The following is a 23759-nucleotide window of genomic DNA, read 5'->3' on the forward strand; positions in this document are numbered from 1 at the left end:
TTTGCGACGGATTCCTCAGGCCGGACGGACCAGCCCGAGTTTTTCGGCAAGGCCGATGCGTTGCATCTTGCCCGTCGCGCCCTTGGGGATTTCGTCCATGATGATAATCTTGCGTGGCACTTTGAACTCGGCCAGCCGTTCCTGCGCAAAGCTGCGAATGTCGGCTTCGGTCGCGTCGGCCCCTTCGCGCAGGACAACGGCGGCAGCCACTTCTTCGCCCAGTTTCGGATGGGGCAGGGCAAAGGTCACGACCTGTCCAACGGAGGGGTGATCCATCAGGATGCCGTCCACTTCCAGCGGGCTGATCTTTTCGCCACCTCGGTTGATGATCTCCTTGAGTCGACCGGTGAGGCTCAGATACCCTTCGTCATCCAGCGAGCCTTGATCGCCTGTCCGGAACCAGCGCTTGCCAGCATCCTCGAAGAAGTTTTTGGCGTTGGCATCGGGGTTGCTTTCATAGCCCGGCGTAACGTTGTCCCCGGAAATGACAATCTCGCCAACCCCATCAATCAGGTGATTTTCGATCTCATGGGCGATCCGGACTTCGGGCCCGGCCGCAATCCCGACCGAGCCCGGCTTTTGCGCCCGCGGGGGCAGGGGGTTGGACGCCATCTGGTGGGTGGCTTCGGTCATGCCGTAGGCTTCGATGACGGGGGCGTTGAAGGTTTTGACCAACGCCTCCATGACTTGTGCGGGCAGGGACGCGGATGAAGATCGCAAGAAGCGCAACGGGACCGCGGCGATGGTCTCTGCATTGCGCGGTGCGCGCGACAAGATCGCCTGATGCATGGTCGGCACAGCCGTGTACCATGTGGGCTGCGCGGCCTGCATCCAGCCAAAAAACCGCAACGCATCAAAGCCGGGCGCGCACCAGATCGACCCGCCAGCCGCAAGAGAGGCGGAGACCGCTGCAATCAATCCGTGAATGTGAAAGAGCGGCATGACATTCATGCACCGATCCTCGGGCGTCAACGCCAGCGCGGTTTTGATGTTGAGTGCAGAGGCCGCCAGATTGCGATGCAGCAGCGGTACGATTTTTGGTCGCGATGTTGTACCGGATGTGTGCAGGATCAGGGCCACGTCGTCTTCGGTCACCGCCTTGGCCTCGACAGGCGTCGCTGTGCTGTCCGCCGACAATGTGAAATGTCCGGCGGGCGCGTCTAGGCCTACGTCGACACGCAGGATCAACATGCCAAGCTTGGTCGCCGCGGCCACTGCAGGCCCGTTCTCACCCGCCATGACGACAAGGGCCTTGGCGCTCAGATCATCCAGATAGAACTCGTACTCGTCCTGCTTGTAAGCCGGGTTCAAAGGCGCTGTTGTCGCGGCCTGCGCGATGGTGACAAAGGCGGCAGCCATTTCCGGCCCGTTGGGCAATACAATGGCGACCCGATCCCCGGATGTGATCCCAAAGCCTGCAAGCCCGGCCGCAACATCCGTCGACAATTGACGCAGAGCGTCATAGCTCAGCCACGCGCGATCCGGTGCGCCAAGGGCTGGGAGTGCACCGTCATGGGCGGCAAGTAGAGCGCTGAGTGTTTGGGCCATAGGTCTTTCCTTGAGGTTCAGATCTGGAAACAGGTGACATCAACGATGTGTCGGATCGCTGCCGGGCAAATCGATTGTGGTTGGAAAAAAGGGGTTAACACGCAAAACGTGCCTTGGATGTTCATCTTGTTCCAGTCTCCCCCGTATCGCTGACATAATCCAGCGCACGCATGTGTCCAGAGCGGTGTGTCAGATGCGCGCTAGGTGTAGACCGCACAAGATGCCAGATCAATGCTTGTCGTCACGCGCCGCGCCATGTCGGGCAGTCAATCACCCAGTCGGTATTTTGGAGTAAGCCGCCGGACCAGATGTGGGTGCTGCGCACTGCAAGGCGCGACAAGGCTCTTCAGCTTGAGCATTTTTTGAATAGGACGACGCCCAAACGACAAAACCCGCAGCCTGTTTCGGCCACGGGTTTTGCCTGCATGAAAGGACGAGGTCAGGCGCGCCGACGGCGTCCACCTGTGCGGCCTTCGCGGCCGCGGCCTTCTTGACCGGCTTTCGGGGGTTGCCGGTTGAACTGGATCCACGCGCCGCCGCCCTCGTCATTATTGGTGAGGAAGTTGGCCGCGCGGATCGCTTCCATTTCCTTGCCGGCGCGCGGCCTGGTCGATCCCATGCCAAACATCTGCACGAATGCTTCGTCGTCCATGCCGTCCGGCAGGATGATCCCGGCGGCCTCGATCTCGGCCCGTTTCTCCGCGATTTTCAGCGGCCCGACAGGCAGGGCGATCGGGTTCATGATGGCAGACGTCATGCCGGCGCCCATGGCCATGGGCAGGAAGGCGTTGTTGATGCCGTGCCGGTTGGGCAGGCCGAAAGAGATATTGGAGGCACCACACGTCGTGTTGACGCCCAATTCTTCGCGCAAGCGGCGCACGAGGGTAAAGACCTGCAAACCGGCCGTGCCCATAGCGCCAATAGGCATCACCAGCGGATCAACGACGATATCATGGGCGGGAATCCCGAAATCAGCCGCGCGCTCGACGATCTTCTTGGCCACGGCAAAGCGCACGTCGGGATCTTCGGATATGCCGGTGTCGTCATTGGAGATCGCAACGACTGGGACATTGTATTTCTTCACCAGCGGCAGGACCAATTCCATGCGCTCTTCTTCCCCGGTCACCGAATTGAGCAGGGGGCGTCCCTCGGCGGCGGCCAGGCCGTTCTCAAGCGCACCCGGAACCGAACTGTCGATGCAAAGCGGCGTGTCCACAACGGCTTGCACCCGCTCGACCAATTCGCGCATGAGTGTAGGCTCGACAAAGTTGTTGTCGGCATAGCGCGGGTCTTCGGCCATCTTGTTTGAGAACACCGCGCCCGAATTGATGTCGAGGATCGTGGCACCGGCGGCGGCTTGCGCGATGGCATCGGCTTCGACGCGGGAAAAGTCGCCACGCTCCAACTCTTCGTTCAGCACCTTGCGGCCCGTTGGGTTGATCCGCTCTCCGATGACGCAAAACGGCTGGTCAAAGCCGATGATGGCAGTCTTGGTTTTGGATTCGACGATGGTGCGTACCATTCAGATAGTCCTTCAGACGTTGGCTGGGCGGGCCGAAGCACCGCCGTTTTCGATGGCCCAGTGGGCATTGGTCTTGATGCCGCCCAAGGGAAAGAAGTGGACGTGTGTCACGTTGAAATCGGGATTGGCGGCCTTGTGCGCGGCCAGTTCCGAGATCACGTCCGTCGGTTGAAACGGCACCAGCAGCTTGGTCACGTCCTTGGCGCGGCGTTGCAACACCCGTAGAGACGGGCCGACACCGCAGGCAATAGCGAACTTGATCATGGTCTGCAACTTGGCAGGTCCTGCTATGCCGATATGGATGGGCAGATCGATCCCTGCGGCCTTGATCGCGTCAGCCCAGGCGATGATCGGCTTGGCCTCGAATGCGAACTGCGTTGCAAGGGCCATTTGCGCATCCGTGCGTTCGGAAAACGCCTGTTTCCAGCGCAAGGCCGCGTCCACATTGGCCATGCCGCCGTTGCGGTCGATGTCCTTGTTGCCTTCGGGATGGCCCGCGACATGCAGCCGTTTGAAACCTGCGCGATCAAAGGCGCCAGTTTCCATAAGCTGCATCGAGCTGTCAAAATCACCATGGGGCGTGTCGACGCCGCCCGCCAGAAGCAAGGCCTGATCCACATTTGCCTCGCCCTGATAGCGGGCGATCCAGTCGTTGAGCGTAACCGTGTCCTTGATGATGCGCGCGGGAAAATGCGGCATAACGGGGAAACCATCGGCGTTCAGACGTTTGGCCGTCGCGACCATGTCCTCGATCGGCGTGCCTTCGATATGGGCGATGTAGACACGGGTGCCCTCGGGCAACAGGGCGCGGAAGTCTTCGACTTTTTCGGCTGTGCGCGGCATCACCTCGATCGAGTAATTCTCCAGCAGGGCCTCGACGTCTGCCCCGAGCGAGCCGGCAACAGGGCCGTCGTCTTTCTTGAACTTCAACAGTGCCATTGCGGCGTCTCCCTGTTCAGACCCATGGTCTGCTGACTGACTGTGGACCTGTGGCCCGTCTTACTTGTGCCGGTTTTCGACCCAACCTAAGCGCACTGGTCTCAGGCCCAACCTTCGTTGTTGATCAGCGCCTTGATGCGGGCGGCGTCATATTCAGCCTCAAGACGTTGTCCCTCAGCCTCAGCCACTTCTGCGGGGTCGCCTTCGACGGTATAGGGGGCCGCTTTGCGCCATTCGGCCAGGTAGGCGTCGGCATCCTTTGCGTTTACCTTCATCGCGGCTCGATCAATGGCCTGCTCAAACCGCTCTTCGAGCTGGCGTTTGGAGCCACGGCGACCCTTGCCGACGATGACCTGGGCCGGGATGTCGCGCCAGTATACGATTGTGACGTCAGGCATGTGATTCCTCCGCATTCAGTTGGCCTTCAATACGGCACCCGGTGCGATCCACACAGCCCGTTTTCGACAAATGCGACAGCTGTTGCGACGCGCAGGCACGTCGGGGCATCTGTACGAAGGGCCGCTCAACGCCACGCGCTGACAAAGGACGTAGAAATTGGTCGAATATGTGGTGCTTCAATGGTTTTTGGTGCGCTCGGACAGGCATGTTTCAGACCTTTGCTACACCGCTTTCGGAAGATCGCATGGCGGAACGGTCGCGAGGCCCTTGCGCGGTGGCTTTCTTAGTCATATCGTCAGGTTAACTCGATATGAAAGGCGCGGAATATCATGGCGCCAAAGCGTCCCTACGGTGCGGGCGTGCAAGAAAAGCGAGGTGCGGGTCGCGCATCTCAGGCCGCACCGCGTGCCACAGGGTCGCCTGCGTTATACGCAGCGCTTGATCTGGGTACGAACAGTTGTCGGATGTTGATCGCCGAGCCGCGAGGCGCGGGCTTTACCGTTGTCGACAGTTTTTCGAAATCAGTGCAACTGGGGCTTGGCCTGGAACGTTCGGGCCGTTTGTCGCGCGGATCCATGTCGCGCACGGTGCAGGCCCTGCGCATCTGTCAGCAAAAACTCAAGCGGCACCAGGTCACGCGCATGCGCCTTGTCGCCACCGAAGCCTGCCGTCGCGCGCTGAACGCCCGTGAATTCATCGAACGTGTGCATCGCGAAACCGGCCTACGCCTCGATATCATCGAGACCGAGGAGGAAGCCCGCCTTGCGGTGATCTCCTGCGCACCGCTGGTCAGTCCTAAAACCGAAAATCTTCTGGTGGTGGATATCGGCGGCGGCTCGACCGAACTGGTCTGGATCGATCTGAGCCACGTGCCCAAACATGATCGTCCGCAAGCCATCATGCGTCTTCATTCAGGCTTCAAACCGGCGTTGTCGGATATCCCCCATGCCCGCGTTGTCGATTGGATCAGCGTGCCGCTGGGCGTGGCGACCCTGCGTGAGCAATTCAACGATGTTGAGGATGACGCGGCCCGTTTTGCCCTTATGAGCTGGTATTTCGAGGAAAACCTTTCGGAATTCACGCCTTATCACGTCACCGAGCCAACGGAACGGTTTCAGATCGTCGGAACATCCGGAACTGTCACGACAGTCGCCGCGTCGCATCTGGGACTGAAACGATACGACCGGACCAAGGTTGATGGGCTGCGTATGTCCACCGAACAGATTGATACGGTCATCCGGTCTTATCTGGCGATGGGGCCGGGCGGGCGACGTGCTGATCCGCGCATCGGATCGGACCGGCATGCGTTGATCATGTCGGGGGCCGCGATCTTGCAAGCCCTGATGCGGTGCTGGCCCACGGATCGGCTGTCGGTGGCGGACAGGGGCCTGCGTGAGGGGCTGCTTTATGCGCAGATGAGCGCTGATGGCGTGCTGGACACCGACGGGCTGTAGCGCTGTCCCTTGATGCCGGGCGCAGGGCGCGGTATCGCGGGAACAACAGAAAAAGGTGCAATCGTGGCCAAGACCCCAACCGGCAAAAGCAAGACACCCACGGGCAAGAACACGTCTGGGCGCGGACAGCGTGATCTCAAGGTCAAGGTAAAGTCGGCGCGCGGGCGCAAGCTGAGTTCGACCCGCTGGCTGCAACGGCAGTTGAACGATCCTTATGTCAAACGTGCCACGGCCGAAGGCTATCGTGGGCGGGCGGCCTACAAGATCATGGAGTTGGACGACAAGTACCGTTTTCTTGTTCCGGGTGCCCGAATCGTCGATCTGGGAGCCGCCCCCGGTGGCTGGTGTCAGGTCGCCGTCAAACGCTGCAATGTGCTGGCGGAGCGGTCGGGCAAATCCGTCGGCACCATTCTGGGCATCGACCTTCAGGAAATGGAGCCCATCGCGGGATGCGAATTGCACCAGCTTGATTTCATGGATGATGGCGCGGATGAGCAAGTCAAGGAATGGCTTGGCGGCAAGGCGGATGTGGTGATGTCGGATATGGCGGCGGCTTCGTCGGGCCACAAACAAACCGATCACTTGCGGATCATATCGCTTTGCGAGGCGGCGGCCTATTTCGCCTTTGACGTGCTCGAAGAGGGGGGCACCTTTGTGGCCAAGGTCTTGGCCGGAGGCGCGGAAGGCAGCTTGCAAAAGCTGTTGAAGCAGCGCTTCAAAAAGGTTGCGAACGTGAAGCCGCCCGCGTCACGCTCGGACAGTTCCGAGAAATTCGTCGTCGCAACGGGGTTCAAAGGCGAAGAAGCCTAGAGTTTCATTTTTTACAAAGACTTACGGATCGAAATTCAAGTTCTGGACAGGCGGAAACCCGTGAATTTCTAGATCGACAGCCGTGCCGCATGTGCGCCACGCTCACGATACGGCGTCGTGTCATAATGCGAGCGGTAGCATTTGGAAAAATGCGACGGCGAGGCAAAGCCGCAGGCCAGCGCCACGTTGATGACGCTCATATCCGTCTGCATCAACAGATTGCGCGCCTTTTGCAGGCGCAGTTCCATGTAATACCGCTTGGGGCTACGGTTGAGATACCGACGGAACAACCGTTCCAACTGCCGGGTCGACATGCCGACATCCTTGGCCAGAATCGACGGGCTGATCGGCTCTTCGATGTTTTGTTCCATGATCTGAATAACTTGGCTGAGCTTGGGGTGGCGTACCCCGATGCGGGTCGGCACAGAAAGCCGCTGCGTGTCCTGATCCGTCCGGATCGAGGAATAGATCAGTTGATCGGCCACCGCATTGGCCAGTTCCTCGCCGTGGTCATCGGCGATCAGCTTGAGCATCAGGTCGATCGACGACGTTCCGCCCGCCGTGGTCAATCGTGAGCCGTCCACGACAAAAACGGATTTCGTGAGTTCGACATCGGGAAATTCTTCGGAAAAGCTGTCCTGGTTTTCCCAATGGATCGTCGCTTTCTTGCCGCTGAGCAATCCGGCGCGCGCCAGTGTATATGCAGCTGTGCACAGCCCGGCCATCGGCACACCCTTGCGTGCTTCGCGGCGCAGCCAGCCCAGCAGACGTTTGGTGGTCGCCGACTGGACATCGATACCGCCGCAGACCATCACCACGTCATCGCGGCTCAATTCGTCCAGATCACCGTCCAGTTTAAAACCGGTCCCGGCCGAGCAATAGGCAACATCGCCGCCTTCGCCGATAATCCGCCAACTGTAGAGGTCCCGCTCTGCCATCCGATTGGCGATGCGCAAGCTTTCCAACGCGGCCGAAAAGCATAACAGAGTGAAATTGTTAAGCAAAACAAACACATACTGCTTGGGTTTGTCGCTGTCGTCTTGGGTTCGGGCGGCCGGGCGCTGGGTCGACATCGCGGCGTGTTCCTGTCGTTGTCGGTGCGTCCATCCTTTGCGCACGTATTTTTCTGCCTGTCAAAAAGCATGACCACGCGCCAAATACGACGTCAAGGGGTCGAATTTCGGATATGGTCACCTTCCAAAGGCTTTTGTATAGAGGTGTCGCGATGATGAGATCGCTAACATTTTGCGGAGAGAAACGATGAGCGATTGGACGAAATCTGACTGGCGCGCCAAGCCCCGGGTACAGATGCCCGATTATACAGACGCGGCGGCCCTGAATGCGGTCGAGGCGCAGCTCTCGAAATATCCGCCTCTGGTCTTTGCGGGTGAGGCACGCCGTCTCAAGCAACACCTGGCGGATGCGGGGCGCGGAAACGCGTTTCTGTTGCAGGGTGGCGATTGTGCCGAGGCCTTTGACCAGTTCAGCGCGGACAGCATCCGCGACACGTTCAAGGTCATGTTGCAAATGGCGATGGTGCTGACCTATGGCGCCAAGGTGCCGGTGATCAAGCTGGGCCGGATGGCGGGCCAGTTCGCCAAGCCCCGGTCCGCACCGACCGAGACGATCAATGGCTTGGAGCTGCCCAGCTACCGCGGTGACATCATCAATGACCTGGCCTTTACGCCGGAGTCGCGCATTCCTGCGCCCGAAAAGATGCTGCAAGCTTACACACAGGCGGCCGCAACGCTGAACCTGCTGCGCGCCTTTTCGACGGGTGGTTTTGCGGACATGCACCGCGTGCACTCGTGGACCCTTGGCTTTGCTGATGGAAATGGTGCTGAAAAGTACCGCGAGATTGCGGAGCGCATTCAGGATACGATCGACTTCATGGCCGCTGCCGGAATTGATGCCGACACGACGCATGAGTTCTCGACAGTTGAATTCTACACCAGCCATGAATCGCTGTTGCTGGAATATGAAGAGGCGCTGACGCGACTTGATTCGACATCGGGAAAATGGCTTGCAGGTTCCGGCCACATGATCTGGATCGGTGACCGGACCCGTCAGCCGGATGGCGCACATGTTGAGTATGCGCGCGGCGTTCAGAACCCGATTGGCCTGAAATGTGGGCCGACGATGACCAGCGAAGACCTCAAGTTGCTGATGGCCAAGCTGAACCCCGAAAACGAAGCGGGCCGTCTGACGTTGATCGCGCGCTTTGGTGCGGGGTCGGTGGGTGAACATCTGCCACGCCTGATCAACACCGTACGCGAAGAGGGTGCTGAAGTGGTCTGGGTGTGCGACGCGATGCATGGCAACACGATCAAGTCCTCCAGCGGCTACAAGACACGGCCTTTTGAATCCGTGCTGCGCGAAGTCCGCGAGTTCTTTGGCGTGCACCAGTCGGAAGGCACCGTGCCCGCCGGCGTGCATTTCGAGATGACGGGCCAGGATGTGACCGAGTGTACAGGCGGCGTGCGCGCTGTGAGCGACGAAGATCTGAGCGATCGGTACCACACCGCTTGCGATCCGCGCCTCAATGCGTCGCAATCGCTGGAACTGGCATTCCTCGTGGCGGAAGAGTTGTCATCTTTGCGGACTGCACGGGCCAAGGCGCGCGCGGCCAGTTGATCCAAGATACAATCAAGCCGAAAGGCGCGTCCCGAATAGGACGCGCCTTTTTTGATGGCGCCTCGAAACCGCCTCAATCTCAGTCGTCGGTTTTGACCAGGCGCAGATACGGAACATCCGGACGCGGCGTGTAGGCCTCGAACGCCGCATTTTCTTCGGCAAAGCCCGGCATGCGCCGCGTCGCATTGCGCCGTTCCGCAAGGGCGGGATCGGTTTGGGCCGACGGTAGCGTCGAAGGCGCCGTTATCTCCCGGATTTTTGCGCCCGCAACGTCAAAGCGGCGCGGTGCGGTGCCCATATTGCCTTGCGCAACAAAGCAGCCCAGAATGCGGCTTACATCGCACAAGTCGCTTTTGAGCGGCAACAGCAGCATCCGCGCGTCCATATGCGGCTTACCCGCACCCACTTCGGAGGTCAGGCGCAGTTCGCTGACCGCCGGGCGCTGAAAAACCTCTTCGAGCGCATCCGACACCTGCACCCGACCGGGAGGCGTGATGAAGGACGTAAGCGGCATCCCGCGCACCTCCATCCCCATCAGATCACTCAGATGGCTGCCCGCGATGCGGATGCGCGCCATGCTCGGTGCGATCCGTTCCAGAACAAAGGTATATTCGAGCGCGGATTCGATGCCGCGTGGATCAATTTCGGACCGTTTCGGCATCATCCGCATACCGCGCAGGGCTTCCCAATAGGCCTCGACCTGGGAAATAGCGGAATATCCGGTTTCTGCGCGAAAATCTGTCATGACTTTGATATTGTGGGCCCTTGGGTCGGATTTGTCCATTGCCTGCGTCTTTCACTTGTTCAACGAAACGTGTTTAGAGCATCACCGCTGCTCGTTGCGACAATGTATAACAAATCCGACTGTTTGATGGAGGTAAATCCTAAGGATTGGTTAACCTCTGTGTCGGCTCGAACCGACAGGCTTTGGCTTGCCTGAATACGCGTATCCCCCTAAAGCCACTCTCATGACCAATTTCGATCCCAATACCGTCCTTCGTTCCATGACCGGGTTTGCGACGCAATCGGGCGACATGAATCCGTTCCGCTGGGCCTGGGACATCCGCAGCGTCAATGGCAAGGGGCTCGACCTGCGCATTCGTGTGCCTGACTGGATAGAAGGGTTGGAGGCCGCGATCCGCCCCATCGTGGCGGCGCATGCCAAACGCGGCAACGTCACCGTGTCGCTGCGCGTCAGTCGCGATGACGCCGTGGCCAAACTCGGCGTCAACACCGAGCAGATGCGCGCAGTCGTTCAGGCGCTGTTGGACATCGAAGCGGAAGCCATGGATCAGGGCCTGTCACTGGCCCCGGCGCGCGCCAGCGACATTGCGGCGGTGCGCGGCGTCCTGGAGCAATCCGTCGATCAGGATGACCCGACCGAATTGCGCAAAGCGCTGCTGGCGGATTTGCCCGCGGTTCTTGACGCGTTTGACGCCATGCGGTGCACAGAAGGCGCGGCGCTTGAAAGCCTCCTGATGGCGCAATTGGACGAGATGGAGCGGCTGACCCGGGACGCGGCCGTCTTGGCAGAGGCCCGAAAGGACGACGTGGCTGCAACGCTGAAGCGTAACCTTGCCCGCGTGATGGACAACACGGAAGGTGCCGACCCTGACAGGGTCGCACAGGAGCTTGCGTTGCTGGCTGTCAAGGCCGACGTGACCGAAGAGATCGACCGCCTCATGGCCCATGTGAGCGCGGCGCGTGATCTGCTGGGCCAGGCGGGCGCCATCGGCCGTAAACTGGATTTCCTGATGCAGGAGTTCAATCGCGAAGCCAATACACTGTGCTCAAAGGCACAAAATACCGACCTGACGCGCATCGGCCTCGCACTCAAGGCGCTGATCGATCAGATGCGCGAGCAAGTGCAGAACGTGGAATAAGAAATGACTGTCGACCAAACCAAACGCCGTGGACTTTTGATCATCCTCAGCTCGCCCTCCGGTGCCGGGAAAAGCACGCTGGCAAGGCGTCTGCGCGCATGGGACCCTGATATCGCGTTTTCCGTCTCTGCGACGACACGCGCACCGCGCGACGGCGAAGTGCACGGCGAGCATTATCATTTTACCGCCGAGGCCGACTTCAAAATGATGGTGGCAGAGGCCCAGATGCTGGAGCATGCGCATGTGTTCGGGCATTTTTACGGATCGCCGAAAGAACCTGTCGCGCAGGCGATCGACCGTGGACATGACGTGTTGTTCGACATCGACTGGCAAGGCGCGCAACAGATCCGCAACTCGGATCTTGGCACCAATACATTGTCGATCTTTTTGCTGCCGCCCTCGATTACCGAACTGCACCGCAGGCTTATCTCGCGGGGGCAGGACAGCGATGAGGTGATCGAAAAGCGTATGCGCAAAAGCTGGGACGAGATCAGTCGTTGGGACAGCTATGATTTCGTTTTGGTCAACGACGATCTGGACCAGACCGAGGCGCAGCTCAAAACCATCATTTCCGCCACCCGTTTGCGGCGCTTGCAACAACCGCAACTGACGGATCATGTGCGCAAACTTCAAGCTGAATTCGAGGACCTGTAATGCCGATTTATGCTTTGGGCGCGAACCGCCCCGACTGTCACGCCGATACCTGGGTTGCGCCCGATGCCAATCTGATTGGCAAGGTGGTGCTCGAGGAGGGCGCAAGTGTCTGGTTCGGCTGCACCATACGCGCCGATCACGAAGAGATCCGCATCGGTGCGGGCAGCAATGTGCAGGAAAAGTGCGTCATGCATATCGATCTGGGCTATCCGCTGACGATCGGCGCAGGGTGCACCATCGGTCACAAGGTGATGCTGCACGGCTGCACGATCGGCGAGAATTCTCTGATCGGGATGGGGGCGACGGTGCTCAATGGCGCCAAGATCGGCAAGAACTGCCTGATCGGGGCAGGAGCTCTGATCACCGAAGGCAAGGTGATCCCGGACGGTTCATTGGTGATGGGCATGCCGGGCAAGGTCGTACGCGAATTGGACGCGCAGGCCATCGAGGGGCTGCGCGACTCGGCGCGCCATTATCAGGAAAACATGCGTCGCTTCCGCGATGAAATGACAGAGGTGCCAACATGAAGAACGACCGCGGATCCTTGATGCGCCCGACGCCTTTGCCGGAAAGCGCCTCGCGCCCAGTCGTGACGCCGCTCAGCCCGTCGGTGGTCTATTCCTCGGATACGCCGGACATGCTGGACGCGCAGTACGACGGCAAGCTGCATGGCTATACCTATAGTCGCGAAGGCCATCCCAATGCCGACGTGGTCGCGCAAGCCATCGACAGGATGGAAGGCGCGCCGCATATGGGTGTGATGACGTCCAGCGGCATGGGGGCCGTGTCAGCCGTGCTGCTTGGCCTGACCAAGGCGGGCGATCATGTCATTGGCGGCAACCAGCTTTATGGTCGGTCCTTGCGCATGATGTCAGAGGATCTGCCCCGTTTGGGCATCGAGACGTCGCTGGTCGATCCGGGCGATGTTGCCGCGGTCCGTGCCGCGATCCGCCCCGAAACACGGATGATTCTGGTCGAGGTCGTGTCGAATCCGACCTTGCGCATTGCCGACATTCTGGGCCTTGCGGCGCTGGCGCGTGAAACGGGCGTTCTGCTGGTCGTGGACAACACGTTCACAACCCCGCGCGGGTTCAAGGCCTTTGATCACGGGGCGGATATCGTCATTCATTCCGTCACCAAGCTGTTGGCGGGCCACTCGGATGTGATGCTGGGCTATGTGGCGGCGCGTGACGCGGATATCAACACCCGACTGCGGGTCTTTACCGTGACGACGGGTATGACGCCCAGTCCGTTTGATTGCTGGCTGGCCGAGCGGGGCATGCTCAGCTTTGATCTGCGGTTTGATCGGGCACAGGCCACCGCTGCCATGTTGGCCGATCATCTTGCCGGACTGAAAGGCGTGCGCCGCGTGATTTATCCGGGCCGCCACGATCACCCGGACCGTGAACAGGCGGCGATCCTGCTCAAGGATCAGTTCTGCAACATGGTGAGTTTTGAAATCCCGGGCGGGCGGGCGCAGGCCAATGCCTTTGCGCGGGCCGCCGAAGGTCTGAATTTCGCACCGACGCTGGGGGATGTGGGTACGACCGTATCGCATCCCGCATCGTCGTCGCACCGCGCCATGACGCCCGAGCGGCGGGCGGAGCTTGGCATGTCCGAAGGGTTCTTTCGCGTGTCGGTCGGTCTCGAAGACCCAAAGGTCTTGTGCGATGTGTTCACCGCGGCCGTGCAGGCCGCAGCCGAGTAGAGAGCCGGAGCCGCGCCATGAGCAGCGAAGCCATCGACGCGATGCTGGCCTCCATTCCCTTGCCGGTGCTGGCCATCGACAGTTCCGAACGGATCATGGCAGCCAATATTGACGCGCTGACCCTGATCGGCGGTCAGGCGGTGGGCATGAACTATGTCACGATGCTGCGTCAGCCGGCCCTTCTGGATGCGATCGAGTTAACATTGCAAGACGGGACGGCGCGCACGGCACGGTACCTGAGCAATGACGGCGCCCAGGACACCACTTACAAGGTCAGCTGCCGGGCCGTCCCGCGTGTCGGCCGGAACGGCGGCGCAGTGGCCGTTCTGGTGTTCGAAGACATCACCCATGTCGAGCAGGCGGGCCAGATGCGCCGCGATTTCGTGGCCAATGTCAGCCATGAGTTGCGCACCCCGCTCACCGCGCTGATGGGATTTATCGAAACCCTGCGCGGCCCCGCCCGCAATGATCCTGCCGCGTCCGAGCGGTTTCTGGACATCATGCAGGGTGAAGCGGAACGGATGAACCGTCTGGTGGGCGATCTGATGTCGCTCAACCGAGTAGAAAGCGACGAGCGGGTGCGTCCGACGACGGTGGTGTCACTGGTCGATGTCATCGAATCCACGGTGCGCACGCTGCTGCCGCTTGCTGACGAAGCCGGCGTCGCGATTGAACTGGCACTGGGCGACGATCCCGCCAGGATGCATGGCGATGCCGACCAACTGAAACAGGTCTTTACCAACCTGATCGAGAACGCGATCAAATATGGCGGCTCCGGCAAGCGGGTGACACTCACCCTGACGACCAGCGCACGTGAACCGGCCTTGCGGTCACCTGGAGCCCGCGTTCGCGTAAAGGATTACGGGCCGGGCATCGATTCTGTCCATTTACCGCGCCTGACGGAACGTTTTTATCGTAGTGATGATCACCGCAGCCGTGCCCTTGGAGGAACGGGTCTGGGTCTGGCCATCGTCAAGCATATCATCAACCGGCACAGGGGACGGTTGCGGGTCGAAAGCGAACTGGGGCAGGGGGCGACCTTCACCGTGCTCTTGCCGCTCCTGGCGCAAGACGGGTTGATCTAGACCGGCGTCTGACGACAAATATCGCGTCTGTCATAAAACCGTTACACAACTGTCACAAAAGCATTGCGCGCACCTCCTAGACGGGTGCCAAGGTTCCCATGGGGGGGATCACTGACATTCTGACAGGAGACATTCATGTCCTTTGTGAAACTGACCACCTCGGCTCTGGCCATCTCAGCGGTTGCGGCAACGGCTGCTGCCGCGCGCGACCAGGTGCAGGTCGCCGGATCTTCGACCGTGCTGCCATACGCGTCCATTGTTGCCGAAGCCTTTGGCGAAAACTTCGACTTCCCGACACCGGTTGTGGAATCGGGCGGATCTTCTGCCGGGCTCAAGCGTTTTTGCCAGGGTGTCGGCACCGAGCACACGGACATCGCCAATGCCTCGCGCGCGATTCGCGAAAAAGAGATGCAAGTCTGTGCTGAAAATGGTGTGACGGACATCATCGAAGTGCGCATCGGCTATGACGGCATCGTCTTTGCCAGCCAGTTCGACGGGCCGGCCTTCACCGCCTTCACCCAGTCCGACATTTTCAACGCTCTGGCCCCACGGGTCATGGTGGATGGCGCGTTGGTCGACAACCCATATACCAAGTGGTCCGACTTCAACGCGGATCTGCCCGACGCTGATATCCTGGCCTTCATCCCCGGCACCAAGCACGGCACACGCGAAGTGTTCGAGGAAAAAGTGATTGCTGCGGGGTGCGAAGCGACCGGTGCCATGGACGCGATGGTCGCCGGTGGCATGAGCCATGACGATGCCGAAGATGCCTGCCTTGAAGTGCGCACCGATGGGCGTTCGGTCGATATCGACGGTGATTACACCGAAACGCTGGCTTCGATCGACGCCAACGCGAACGCTATCGGCGTGTTCGGCCTGGCGTTTTACGAGAACAACACAGACAAGCTGAAAGTGGCCACCATGGGCGGTGTCGAGCCGACCACGGAAACCATCGCGGCCGGCGAATACCCTGTGTCGCGTCCTTTGTTCTTCTACATCAAGAAAGCGCATATCGGCGTGATCCCAGGCCTGAAGGAATTCTCTGAATTCTTCGTCGCAGATGAGATTGCGGGCCCCGACGGTCCATTGGCCCAATATGGTCTGGTCTCCGACCCGGAGCTGGCCGCCACGCAGGCACGCGTCGCAGACGAGCAGGTCATGGGTGGCGGCAGCTGATCTGAGCCGATCAGACTGCACTGAACACAACAAAGCGGGCGGCGCATTCTGCCGCCCGCTGTCACGTCAGACCCGCATTTGCCGCGCGGGATTGAATTGGAGGGCACATGCCTGTCTTATGGCTTTCGCTGATCGTTATCGCGATTTCCGTTGCGGTGTTTGCATTTGGTCGACAAAGAGCGCTCAGCGCGTCGGGCGGTGACAGCCGCGGCTTGCATTCCCTGCCGGTGTATTACGGCGCCAACGCATTGATGAAGGCGATTTTCCCCGCCTTTGGATTGTTGATCCTGTGGTCGCTGGCGCAACCTCTCATCATTCAAAACAGCATCTCTGGTATGATCCCGGAAAGCGCGCTGGCCGAGGATGCCAATATCGGTCTGGTGATGTCCGAAGTCCGCCGCACCGCCGACGGGCTGGACTACGCCATCGACGGCGGCTTTATCGATGAGGCGACGGCAGAGAACCCGAACGCTGACGTGGTCGGCATCACGCAGACCCTCAGGGACGCAGGGCAGATCGTCACCAGCGAGATCACCCAACCGATCCTGCGCGCGGCGCAAGCCTACCGCGAGATGAGCACGACGATGAGCCTGCTGATGACCTTCGCGGTGCTGATCGTGGCGCTCGCCGGTGGCGGTTGGGGCGCGATGCAGAGCAGCCGCGATTTTCGGGCCCGCAACGTCGTCGAGCAAGGTGTGCTCGCCATCCTGATCGCGGCGGCGTCCGTTGCGATCCTGACGACCATCGGGATCATTCTGTCGCTCGTCTTCAATACCGTCGAGTTCTTTCGCCTCTATCCGGCGGCCGACTTCTTCACCTTGCTGGAATGGGCGCCGAGCTTTTCCGGCCGGGGCGGGGCCTCGAGCCTGGGCATTCTGCCACTGCTCTGGGGCACGATCTATATCTCGATCGTGGCGCTGTTGGTCGCTGTCCCCATCGGTCTCTTTGCGGCGATCTACCTGTCGGAATACGCGACGGCCCGGGTGCGCGGCATTGCCAAACCTCTGCTCGAGATCCTCGCCGGTATTCCGACCATTGTTTACGGCCTCTTTGCCCTGCTGACGATCGGCCCGCTCTTGATGAGCGTGTTCGGTGAGGACGGCACCGGATGGATGGGCGGGGGCCGGTCGGTGATGACCGCCGGGATTGCCATGGGCATCATGCTGATCCCTTTTGTCAGCTCGCTCAGCGACGACATTATCAACGCCGTGCCGCAGTCGCTGCGCGACGGATCCTACGGGCTGGGTGCCACACGCTCTGAAACGATCAAACAAGTGGTTCTGCCCGCCGCCTTGCCGGGCATCGTCGGTGCGATCCTGCTTGCGGCCAGCCGCGCCATTGGCGAGACGATGATCGTGGTATTGGGGGCAGGGGCCGCGGCCCGCTTGTCGCTCAACCCGTTCGAGGCGATGACGACCGTGACGGCCAAGATCGTCTCGCAGCTGACAGGCGACAGCGATTTTGCCTCACCCGAAGCGTTGGTTGCCTTTGCCTTGGGCATCTCGCTGTTTGTCCTGACATTGGGGTTGAACGTCTTTGCCCTCTACATCGTGCGTAAATATCGGGAGCAATACGAATGACCGACGCAAGCATGCCCTCCGCGACACCTGAAACGCGCCATAAGGTTTCACTGGTGACGCCCGATGCGCGGACCCAAAAACGCAAAGCCGCCGAAAAAAGGTTTCGGATGTACGGGATCGCAGGGATCGCCACGGGTCTCATCTTTCTTGTCGTGCTGTTGGTGACGATTGTCTCAAGCGGCATGGGCGCTTTCCAGCAAACCTTTATCAACGTACCCGTCTATCTGGACGCGGCCAAGCTGGACAAGAATGGCAACCGCGATATTGACGAGATCAAGAAAGTCTCGACCTTCGGTTACACTCCTTTGATCCAGGACGCGCTGTTGCAACAGGTGCGGGACGCCGGCATCGAAACGCCACTGGAAAAACGCGGAGACATGAAAGCGTTGATTTCAGCCTCGGCGGCGGCGCAGGTGCGCGATACGGTGATCGAAAATCCGGACCTGATCGGACAAACCGTTGATTTCCGGATTTTGGCGTCCAGCCGGGTCGATGGATACCTCAAGGGCCGGGTGCTGCGCGAAGACGTGGCGCGGGACAAGAATATCGACGCCACCCATCTGGATATTGTCGACGCTCTGGTGCCATTGGGCGTCATGCAAAAGACGTTCAACTTGGCCTTTATCACAGGCTCTGATGCCTCCGAAAGCCGGGCTGAGTCGGCCGGAATTGGAGTGGCCATGATCGGGTCGCTCTTTATGATGCTGGTCGTCTTGGTGCTGTCGCTGCCCATTGGGGTTGCCGCGTCGATCTATCTGGAGGAATTCGCCCCCAAGAACCGGATCACCGATATCATCGAGGTTAACATCGCCAACCTCGCCGCGGTCCCGTCCATCGTGTTTGGTATTCTGGGTCTGGCCGTGTTCATCCAGTTCATGCACCTGCCGCAATCTGCGCCGCTGGTGGGTGGTCTGGTTCTGACATTGATGACGCTGCCCACGATCATCATCTCGACGCGCGCGTCGCTCAAGGCGGTGCCACCGTCGATCCGGGACGCAGCGCTTGGGGTAGGGGCCTCGAAAATGCAGGCGGTGTTTCACCATGTTTTGCCTTTGGCGGCCCCCGGTATTCTGACCGGCACGATCATCGGTCTGGCACAGGCCCTGGGCGAGACCGCGCCGCTGCTGCTGATCGGGATGGTGGGCTTTATCGCGTCGAACGCGCCCGATGGTATCGCCAGCGGGCTGCTCGATCCAAACTCGGCCATGCCGGCCCAGATCTATGAATGGGCCAAACGGGCAGACCCCGCCTATTACGAACGGGCCTGGGGTGGTATCATCATCCTGCTGGGCTTTCTGATTTCGATGAATACCATTGCCGTGATCTTGCGGCGCCGCTTTGAACGCCGCTGGTAGGGAGACCGAGCCATGAACGATATGAGAATTGTGGAGAGAGACGTGGACACCAACAACGTTAAGATCTCGGCCAAGGGTGTGCAGGTCTATTATGGCGACACGCATGCGATCAAGGATGTGGATGTCGAAATCCAGGACAAGACCGTGACGGCCTTTATCGGTCCGTCCGGCTGTGGAAAATCGACTTTCTTGCGATGTATCAACCGGATGAACGACACAATTGATGTGGCGCGCGTGACCGGAGACATCCGGATCGATGGCGAAGACATCTATGACCCAAGGGTCGATCCGGTGCAGTTGCGCGCCAAGGTCGGCATGGTGTTCCAAAAACCTAACCCGTTCCCCAAGTCAATCTATGACAACGTGTCTTACGGGCCACGCATTCACGGGCTGGCCCGGAACAAGGCCGAACTGGATGATATCGTAGAAAAATCCCTGCGCCGTGCGGCGATCTGGGACGAGGTGAAGGATCGCCTTGATGCGCCCGGCACCGGCCTGTCAGGCGGCCAGCAGCAACGGTTGTGCATCGCGCGCGCCGTGGCAACAGAACCCGAAGTGTTGCTGATGGATGAGCCGTGCTCCGCGCTTGATCCGATCGCAACGGCCCAGGTCGAGGAACTGATCGACGAGTTGCGCCGCAACTATTCCGTCGTCATCGTCACGCATTCGATGCAACAGGCCGCGCGGGTGAGCCAAAAGACGGCGTTTTTCCACCTCGGCAATCTCGTGGAATACGGCGAAACCGGGCATATCTTTACCAACCCGACGGACCCGCGCACCGAAAGCTATATCACCGGCCGGATCGGCTGAGGAGTATTATCATGCAAGATCAACACATTGCTTCGGCTTTTGACCGCGACCTGGAAGCCATTCAAGCCCAGATCATGAAGATGGGCGGACTTGTCGAAAATGCCATTCTTGAGGCTGCAATCAGCCTTGAGACCCGCGACGAAGAGCGGGCAGAGGCGGTGCGCAACGCCGACAAAATCATCGACGCGCTCGAAGAAACCATCAACGAGGAAACGGCGCGCGTCATTGCCTTGCGAGCGCCGACAGCCATTGATCTGCGCCTTGTGCTCTCGGTGATGAAGGTCAGCGCCAACCTGGAACGCATCGGGGATTACGCCAAGAACATGGCCAAACGCACCAGTGTTCTGTCGCAGATGGCACCGGTCAATGACAGTGCGGCCGCCTTGCGCCGCATGGCCAAGGAAGTGGAGCGGATGCTCAAGGACGCTCTGGACGCCTATGTGGCCCGCGACGCGGAACTGGCGCAGGATGTGATCGACCGCGATACGGACGTGGACCAGATGTACAATGCGCTCTTTCGCGAATTCCTGACGTTCATGATGGAGGATCCGCGCAATATAACCGCTTGTATGCACTTGCATTTCATCGCCAAGAACCTGGAACGCATGGGCGATCACGTGACGTCGATCGCGGAACAGGTGGTGTACCTTGTGACCGGCACGATCCCGGATGAAATGCGGCAAAAAGCCGACAAAACCTCGCTTCCAGTTTAGGAGACGCGCCCATGTCCGTCGATCAACCCCGCGTTCTGGTGGTCGAAGACGAGCCTGCACAACGCGAAGTGCTGGCCTACAACCTCGAAGCTGAAGGGTTCGCCGTCAGCCGCGCACAAAACGGCGAAGAAGCGTTGCTGCTGGTGGACGAAGACCTGCCGGATATCATCGTGCTGGACTGGATGATGCCGCGTCTCAGTGGCATCGAGGTGTGCCGCCGTTTGAAAATCCGGCCGGAAACCCGGTCGATCCCGGTGATCATGCTGTCGGCGCGTACCGAAGAGATCGACAAGGTGCGCGGACTCGAAACCGGCGCAGACGATTACGTGGTCAAACCGTATTCGGTGATCGAGCTGATGGCGCGCGTTCGCAGCCAGTTGCGCCGCGTGCGGCCTTCGACGGTAGGTCAACGGCTGGAGTTTGACGACATCGTTCTGGACAGTGAAAGCCACAAGGTTCAGCGCGGCCCGGACAATATCAAACTGGGGCCGACGGAGTTTCGGTTGCTCAGCACCTTCATGGAGAAACCGGGGCGTGTCTGGAGCCGCGAACAATTGCTGGACCGCGTCTGGGGGCGCGACATCTATGTCGATACGCGAACGGTCGATGTGCACATTGGCCGTTTGCGCAAAGCTTTGACCCAGTCGGGTGGCAGTGATCCGGTCCGCACAGTCCGCGGGGCCGGATATGCACTTGGGTAGTGGCTTACTTTGACTTCGCGTTTTAATATCCTGAAGATAAGCAGAATTCATTCCAGTGCGGCCGATGAAAAAATTACATAATGTGGATTATAAGATTTTACTTGGTGTAGCAGCAAAGCTAAAATGTCACCCATGAGCAATTCAGGAATGTCACTCTGCCCCCAAAAATCATTGAGGGTAATCAGACATGGGATGGGTGGTTATGAGCGAGCGCGAACTGAACCGTGTAGAGGTTCTGGCGCAGGTCGATGATGGTCGTCTGAGCGTCGACAACGCTGCGAACATGTTGGACCTGACGCGTCGGCAGATTTTCCGGCTGTTGAAGCGATACCGTCAGGATGGCGCATCGGCGATCCGGCATAAGGCGCGTGGCAAACCTCCGAATAATCGCATCCATTATGCCAAGCGGGACTATGCTCTGAGCTTCATCAAAGAGGACTACGCGGATTTCGGGCCGACATTGGCTGCTGAGATGCTGGCCGAACATCATGGGCTCAAGGTGTCGCGCGAGACATTGCGCAAATGGATGGTCGAGGACGGGATTTGGTTGTCACGCAAGCAGCGACGCACATTTCACCAGCCGCGTTTGCGCCGGGAATGCTTCGGCGAGCTGATTCAGATCGACGGCTCAGACCATCGTTGGTTCGAGGATCGGGGTGATCCCTGCACCCTTCTCGTCTTCATCGACGACGCGACCAGTACGTTGATGGAACTGCGGTTCGTGACCTCAGAAAGCACCTTCAGCTATTTCGAGGCACTGGAAAGCTATCTGCTCAAACATGGCCGACCAGTTGCTTTTTACAGCGACAAACACACGGTGTTCAGGGTTCCTAAGCCCAATGAACACATGACGGGCATGACTCAGTTTGGGCGTGCCTTGGCCGAGCTGAACATTGAGATCATCTGCGCCAATTCATCCCAAGCCAGAGGGCGTGTCGAACGCGCGAACCGAACGTTGCAGGACAGGTTGGTCAAGGAGCTGCGCCTTGCGGGTATCTCCAACATGGAAGATGGCAACGCATTTTTAGTGGGCTTCGTTGAACGCTACAACGCCAAGTTTGCAAAGGCTCCGGCCAAACCAGACAACCTGCATCGCGCTTTGAACATCGAACCTGATCGCCTCGCGGAAGTCTTTTGTCTCCGCGACAAACGCTATGTCACCAAGGACCTGACGCTGAAGTACGACCGCAAGCGCATCCGGCTAGAGGTCAATGATCTGACGCGTGGCTTGGTTGGCAAATACGTCGATGTCTACGAGATGCCGGATGGGCGCATCCAGGTGCGCGCCAAAGGCATTGCCCTGCCCTGCAGCATCTTCGACCCGCATCAGCAGCGGGTCACCCACGCAGCGATCACAGAGAACAAACACCTCAGCGCTGTGCTGGCGCATATCAAGAACGAGCAGGAGAAAGCCGCGTCTCCGCCGAAGGTCAAACCCGTCAGCGCGAAGAATAACTACAAAAAGAATGAGCGTCGGAACACGGGCTGGAACACATTGGCTGACCGCAAACGCATCGCCGAACGCAAAGCCAGACAGGGCTGCGATATATGAAGTCTCCGCCCTGTCAGGCTTTGTTCCCCTCAGCGACCAAGTGGGACATTTCTACTTTGCGCAAGGACGGACATTTCTACTTGGTTGCAACAACTTGGCATTCTGGCACATTCATTTTGGAATGTATGAAATGCTACATTCCTGATGCAGATCAGGCGGATGTGATGATGCGGCCCTACCGGTAATTGACCGTGTAGAATTTGCCTGAATACGATCTACCGATCTGTGTGTTCGAAGAGCTGTCAGTCACGCGACATCCTTTTACATGGGAGTGACCATCTCCGACCCCGCGGGTTGCGCGTTGCCCACAGACGCCTTGGGCCTCCTTTTGCTTGCGATTGAGCCATCGCAAAAAGATGATGGAGGACCTGCGATAATCACCCTAGCTTGAATCCAACAAGAGCTATAGTTCCGCAATCGCGCGCTGACGTGATACATAAAAAGAGGACACCTCAAGTCATGGATCTCAGGGAAAAGATCATCGTTGTAACGGGTGCTGCCGCAGGGATTGGGCGCGCGCTGTGTCTGGCCTTCGCGGAGCAAGGTGCGAAATCCATTGTCTGCGTCGATCTGGATTTGAGCGGCGCCAAAGAAACGGCAAGCCTTGTCAATGGGTTGCCGCTCAAAGTTGATGTCGCAAAAGAGGATGAGATCGCCAGAATGATCGCGCAGGTCGAAGCCGATCTGGGGCCGATTGATCTGTTTTGTTCAAATGCGGGTGTTCTGACCGAGGGCGGCGTCGAAGTTTCCAATGCCGACTGGCAAAAGCTCTGGGAAATCAACGTGATGTCCCATGTATGGGCGGCGCGCCACCTGTTGCCGCGTATGGTGGCGCGCGGCGGTGGGTATTTGCTGAATACCGCCTCTGCTGCGGGCCTGTTGAACCAGATCGGGAGCGCGCCCTACGGGGTGACGAAACATGCCGCGGTGGGCCTTGCGGAATGGCTGGCGATGACTCACGGCGACGACGGGATCAAGGTTTCGGTCCTGTGCCCGCAAGCGGTGCGCACGGCCATGACCGAAGGTCACGAAGACCATGTGGCGGCGCTGGACGGCATGTTGGAGCCGGCCGATGCCGCGCAAGCCTGCATCGAAGCGATCAGAACAGAGACATTCCTGGTGCTGCCTCACCCCAGTGTTCTGGAGTACATGCGCCTGAAGACGGCAGACTATGATCGTTGGATTGGCGGGATGCGAAAACTGAACCGTCGGTTCGGTGGGTTGTGACGGCCAGGC

At 59.4% G+C, this 23759-nt stretch carries 22 protein-coding genes; 16 read left to right on the top strand and 6 right to left on the bottom strand.

Going from position 1 to position 23759, the window contains the following annotated elements; translation table 11 throughout:
• Nucleotides 1–15 precede the first annotated feature (15 nt).
• The 4 genes from LC354_RS02595 to LC354_RS02610 form a co-directional block, all read right to left on the bottom strand.
• A complete protein-coding gene (locus LC354_RS02595) occupies nucleotides 16–1548 on the bottom strand; it encodes an acyl--CoA ligase (RefSeq protein WP_223421276.1) in 1533 nt (510 codons plus the stop codon).
• Nucleotides 1549–1987: 439 nt separating this feature from the next.
• A complete protein-coding gene (locus tag LC354_RS02600; protein WP_223421277.1) occupies nucleotides 1988–3070 on the bottom strand; it encodes a dihydropteroate synthase in 1083 nt (360 codons plus the stop codon).
• A 12-nt stretch (nucleotides 3071–3082) separates the two neighbouring features.
• Nucleotides 3083–4009 (bottom strand): methylenetetrahydrofolate reductase, encoded by a 927-nt coding sequence (locus LC354_RS02605; RefSeq protein WP_223421278.1) that lies wholly within the window; start codon nucleotides 4007–4009, stop codon nucleotides 3083–3085.
• A gap of 101 nt (nucleotides 4010–4110) precedes the next feature.
• Nucleotides 4111–4407 carry a virulence factor gene (locus LC354_RS02610; RefSeq protein ID WP_223421279.1) on the bottom strand — a complete coding sequence of 99 codons (297 nt, stop codon included), beginning with the start codon at nucleotides 4405–4407 and terminating at the stop codon, nucleotides 4111–4113.
• A gap of 330 nt (nucleotides 4408–4737) precedes the next feature.
• On the opposite strand from LC354_RS02610, the gene LC354_RS02615 reads away from it, so the two are divergent.
• Both LC354_RS02615 and LC354_RS02620 read left to right on the top strand, forming a co-directional pair.
• The gene (locus tag LC354_RS02615; protein ID WP_223421280.1) at nucleotides 4738–5862 is read left to right on the top strand and encodes a Ppx/GppA phosphatase family protein; all 1125 of its coding nucleotides are present in this window, start codon (nucleotides 4738–4740) and stop codon (nucleotides 5860–5862) included.
• Between the two features lie 63 nt (nucleotides 5863–5925).
• Complete coding sequence (locus LC354_RS02620; protein WP_223421281.1) at nucleotides 5926–6672, top strand: RlmE family RNA methyltransferase; 747 nt, start codon at nucleotides 5926–5928, stop codon at nucleotides 6670–6672.
• A gap of 68 nt (nucleotides 6673–6740) precedes the next feature.
• Here LC354_RS02620 and LC354_RS02625 read toward each other — a convergent pair whose 3' ends face one another.
• Nucleotides 6741–7745, bottom strand: a complete 1005-nt coding sequence (locus LC354_RS02625; RefSeq protein ID WP_223421282.1) for a GlxA family transcriptional regulator — start codon at nucleotides 7743–7745, stop codon at nucleotides 6741–6743.
• A 187-nt stretch (nucleotides 7746–7932) separates the two neighbouring features.
• Here LC354_RS02625 and LC354_RS02630 point away from each other — a divergent pair, with 187 nt between their 5' ends.
• Nucleotides 7933–9306: a class II 3-deoxy-7-phosphoheptulonate synthase gene (locus tag LC354_RS02630; RefSeq protein ID WP_223421283.1), complete on the top strand. Its 1374-nt coding sequence runs from the start codon at nucleotides 7933–7935 to the stop codon at nucleotides 9304–9306.
• Between the two features lie 79 nt (nucleotides 9307–9385).
• Here the strand turns inward: LC354_RS02630 and LC354_RS02635 are convergent, their stop codons facing one another.
• Complete coding sequence (locus tag LC354_RS02635) at nucleotides 9386–10090, bottom strand: PAS domain-containing protein (protein ID WP_223421284.1); 705 nt, start codon at nucleotides 10088–10090, stop codon at nucleotides 9386–9388.
• 184 nt (nucleotides 10091–10274) lie between these two features.
• Here LC354_RS02635 and LC354_RS02640 point away from each other — a divergent pair, with 184 nt between their 5' ends.
• The 13 genes from LC354_RS02640 to LC354_RS02700 all read left to right on the top strand — a co-directional run bounded on the left by LC354_RS02640 (nucleotide 10275) and on the right by LC354_RS02700 (nucleotide 23750).
• Complete coding sequence (locus LC354_RS02640) at nucleotides 10275–11189, top strand: YicC/YloC family endoribonuclease (RefSeq protein WP_223421285.1); 915 nt, start codon at nucleotides 10275–10277, stop codon at nucleotides 11187–11189.
• A 3-nt stretch (nucleotides 11190–11192) separates the two neighbouring features.
• A complete protein-coding gene (gene gmk / locus LC354_RS02645; RefSeq protein ID WP_223421286.1) occupies nucleotides 11193–11843 on the top strand; it encodes a guanylate kinase in 651 nt (216 codons plus the stop codon).
• Nucleotides 11843–12370 (top strand): gamma carbonic anhydrase family protein, encoded by a 528-nt coding sequence (locus LC354_RS02650; RefSeq protein WP_223421287.1) that lies wholly within the window; start codon nucleotides 11843–11845, stop codon nucleotides 12368–12370. The genes gmk and LC354_RS02650 overlap by 1 nt, the downstream gene beginning before the upstream one ends.
• Complete coding sequence (locus LC354_RS02655; RefSeq protein ID WP_223421288.1) at nucleotides 12367–13551, top strand: trans-sulfuration enzyme family protein; 1185 nt, start codon at nucleotides 12367–12369, stop codon at nucleotides 13549–13551. The genes LC354_RS02650 and LC354_RS02655 overlap by 4 nt, the downstream gene beginning before the upstream one ends.
• A gap of 17 nt (nucleotides 13552–13568) precedes the next feature.
• On the top strand, nucleotides 13569–14636 hold the full coding sequence (locus LC354_RS02660; RefSeq protein ID WP_223421289.1) for a sensor histidine kinase: 1068 nt from the start codon (nucleotides 13569–13571) through the stop codon (nucleotides 14634–14636).
• A 135-nt stretch (nucleotides 14637–14771) separates the two neighbouring features.
• A complete protein-coding gene (locus tag LC354_RS02665; protein WP_223421290.1) occupies nucleotides 14772–15812 on the top strand; it encodes a substrate-binding domain-containing protein in 1041 nt (346 codons plus the stop codon).
• 107 nt (nucleotides 15813–15919) lie between these two features.
• A complete protein-coding gene (gene pstC / locus LC354_RS02670; RefSeq protein WP_223421291.1) occupies nucleotides 15920–17392 on the top strand; it encodes a phosphate ABC transporter permease subunit PstC in 1473 nt (490 codons plus the stop codon).
• Nucleotides 17389–18747: a phosphate ABC transporter permease PstA gene (gene pstA / locus LC354_RS02675; protein WP_223421292.1), complete on the top strand. Its 1359-nt coding sequence runs from the start codon at nucleotides 17389–17391 to the stop codon at nucleotides 18745–18747. Before pstC ends, pstA begins: the two co-directional genes overlap by 4 nt.
• Nucleotides 18748–18759: 12 nt before the next feature.
• The gene (pstB, locus tag LC354_RS02680; RefSeq protein WP_223421293.1) at nucleotides 18760–19557 is read left to right on the top strand and encodes a phosphate ABC transporter ATP-binding protein PstB; all 798 of its coding nucleotides are present in this window, start codon (nucleotides 18760–18762) and stop codon (nucleotides 19555–19557) included.
• A gap of 11 nt (nucleotides 19558–19568) precedes the next feature.
• Nucleotides 19569–20270, top strand: a complete 702-nt coding sequence (gene phoU, locus LC354_RS02685; RefSeq protein WP_223421294.1) for a phosphate signaling complex protein PhoU — start codon at nucleotides 19569–19571, stop codon at nucleotides 20268–20270.
• An 11-nt stretch (nucleotides 20271–20281) separates the two neighbouring features.
• Nucleotides 20282–20971, top strand: a complete 690-nt coding sequence (gene phoB / locus LC354_RS02690) for a phosphate regulon transcriptional regulator PhoB (protein WP_223421295.1) — start codon at nucleotides 20282–20284, stop codon at nucleotides 20969–20971.
• A 187-nt stretch (nucleotides 20972–21158) separates the two neighbouring features.
• Nucleotides 21159–22523 carry an ISNCY family transposase gene (locus tag LC354_RS02695; RefSeq protein WP_223421296.1) on the top strand — a complete coding sequence of 455 codons (1365 nt, stop codon included), beginning with the start codon at nucleotides 21159–21161 and terminating at the stop codon, nucleotides 22521–22523.
• Nucleotides 22524–22982: 459 nt separating this feature from the next.
• Nucleotides 22983–23750: an SDR family oxidoreductase gene (locus LC354_RS02700; RefSeq protein ID WP_223421297.1), complete on the top strand. Its 768-nt coding sequence runs from the start codon at nucleotides 22983–22985 to the stop codon at nucleotides 23748–23750.
• Nucleotides 23751–23759: the final 9 nt, after the last annotated feature.

The sequence above is a fragment of the Tateyamaria pelophila genome, assembly GCF_019966495.1.
Taxonomy (GTDB): Bacteria; Pseudomonadota; Alphaproteobacteria; order Rhodobacterales; family Rhodobacteraceae; genus Tateyamaria; species Tateyamaria pelophila.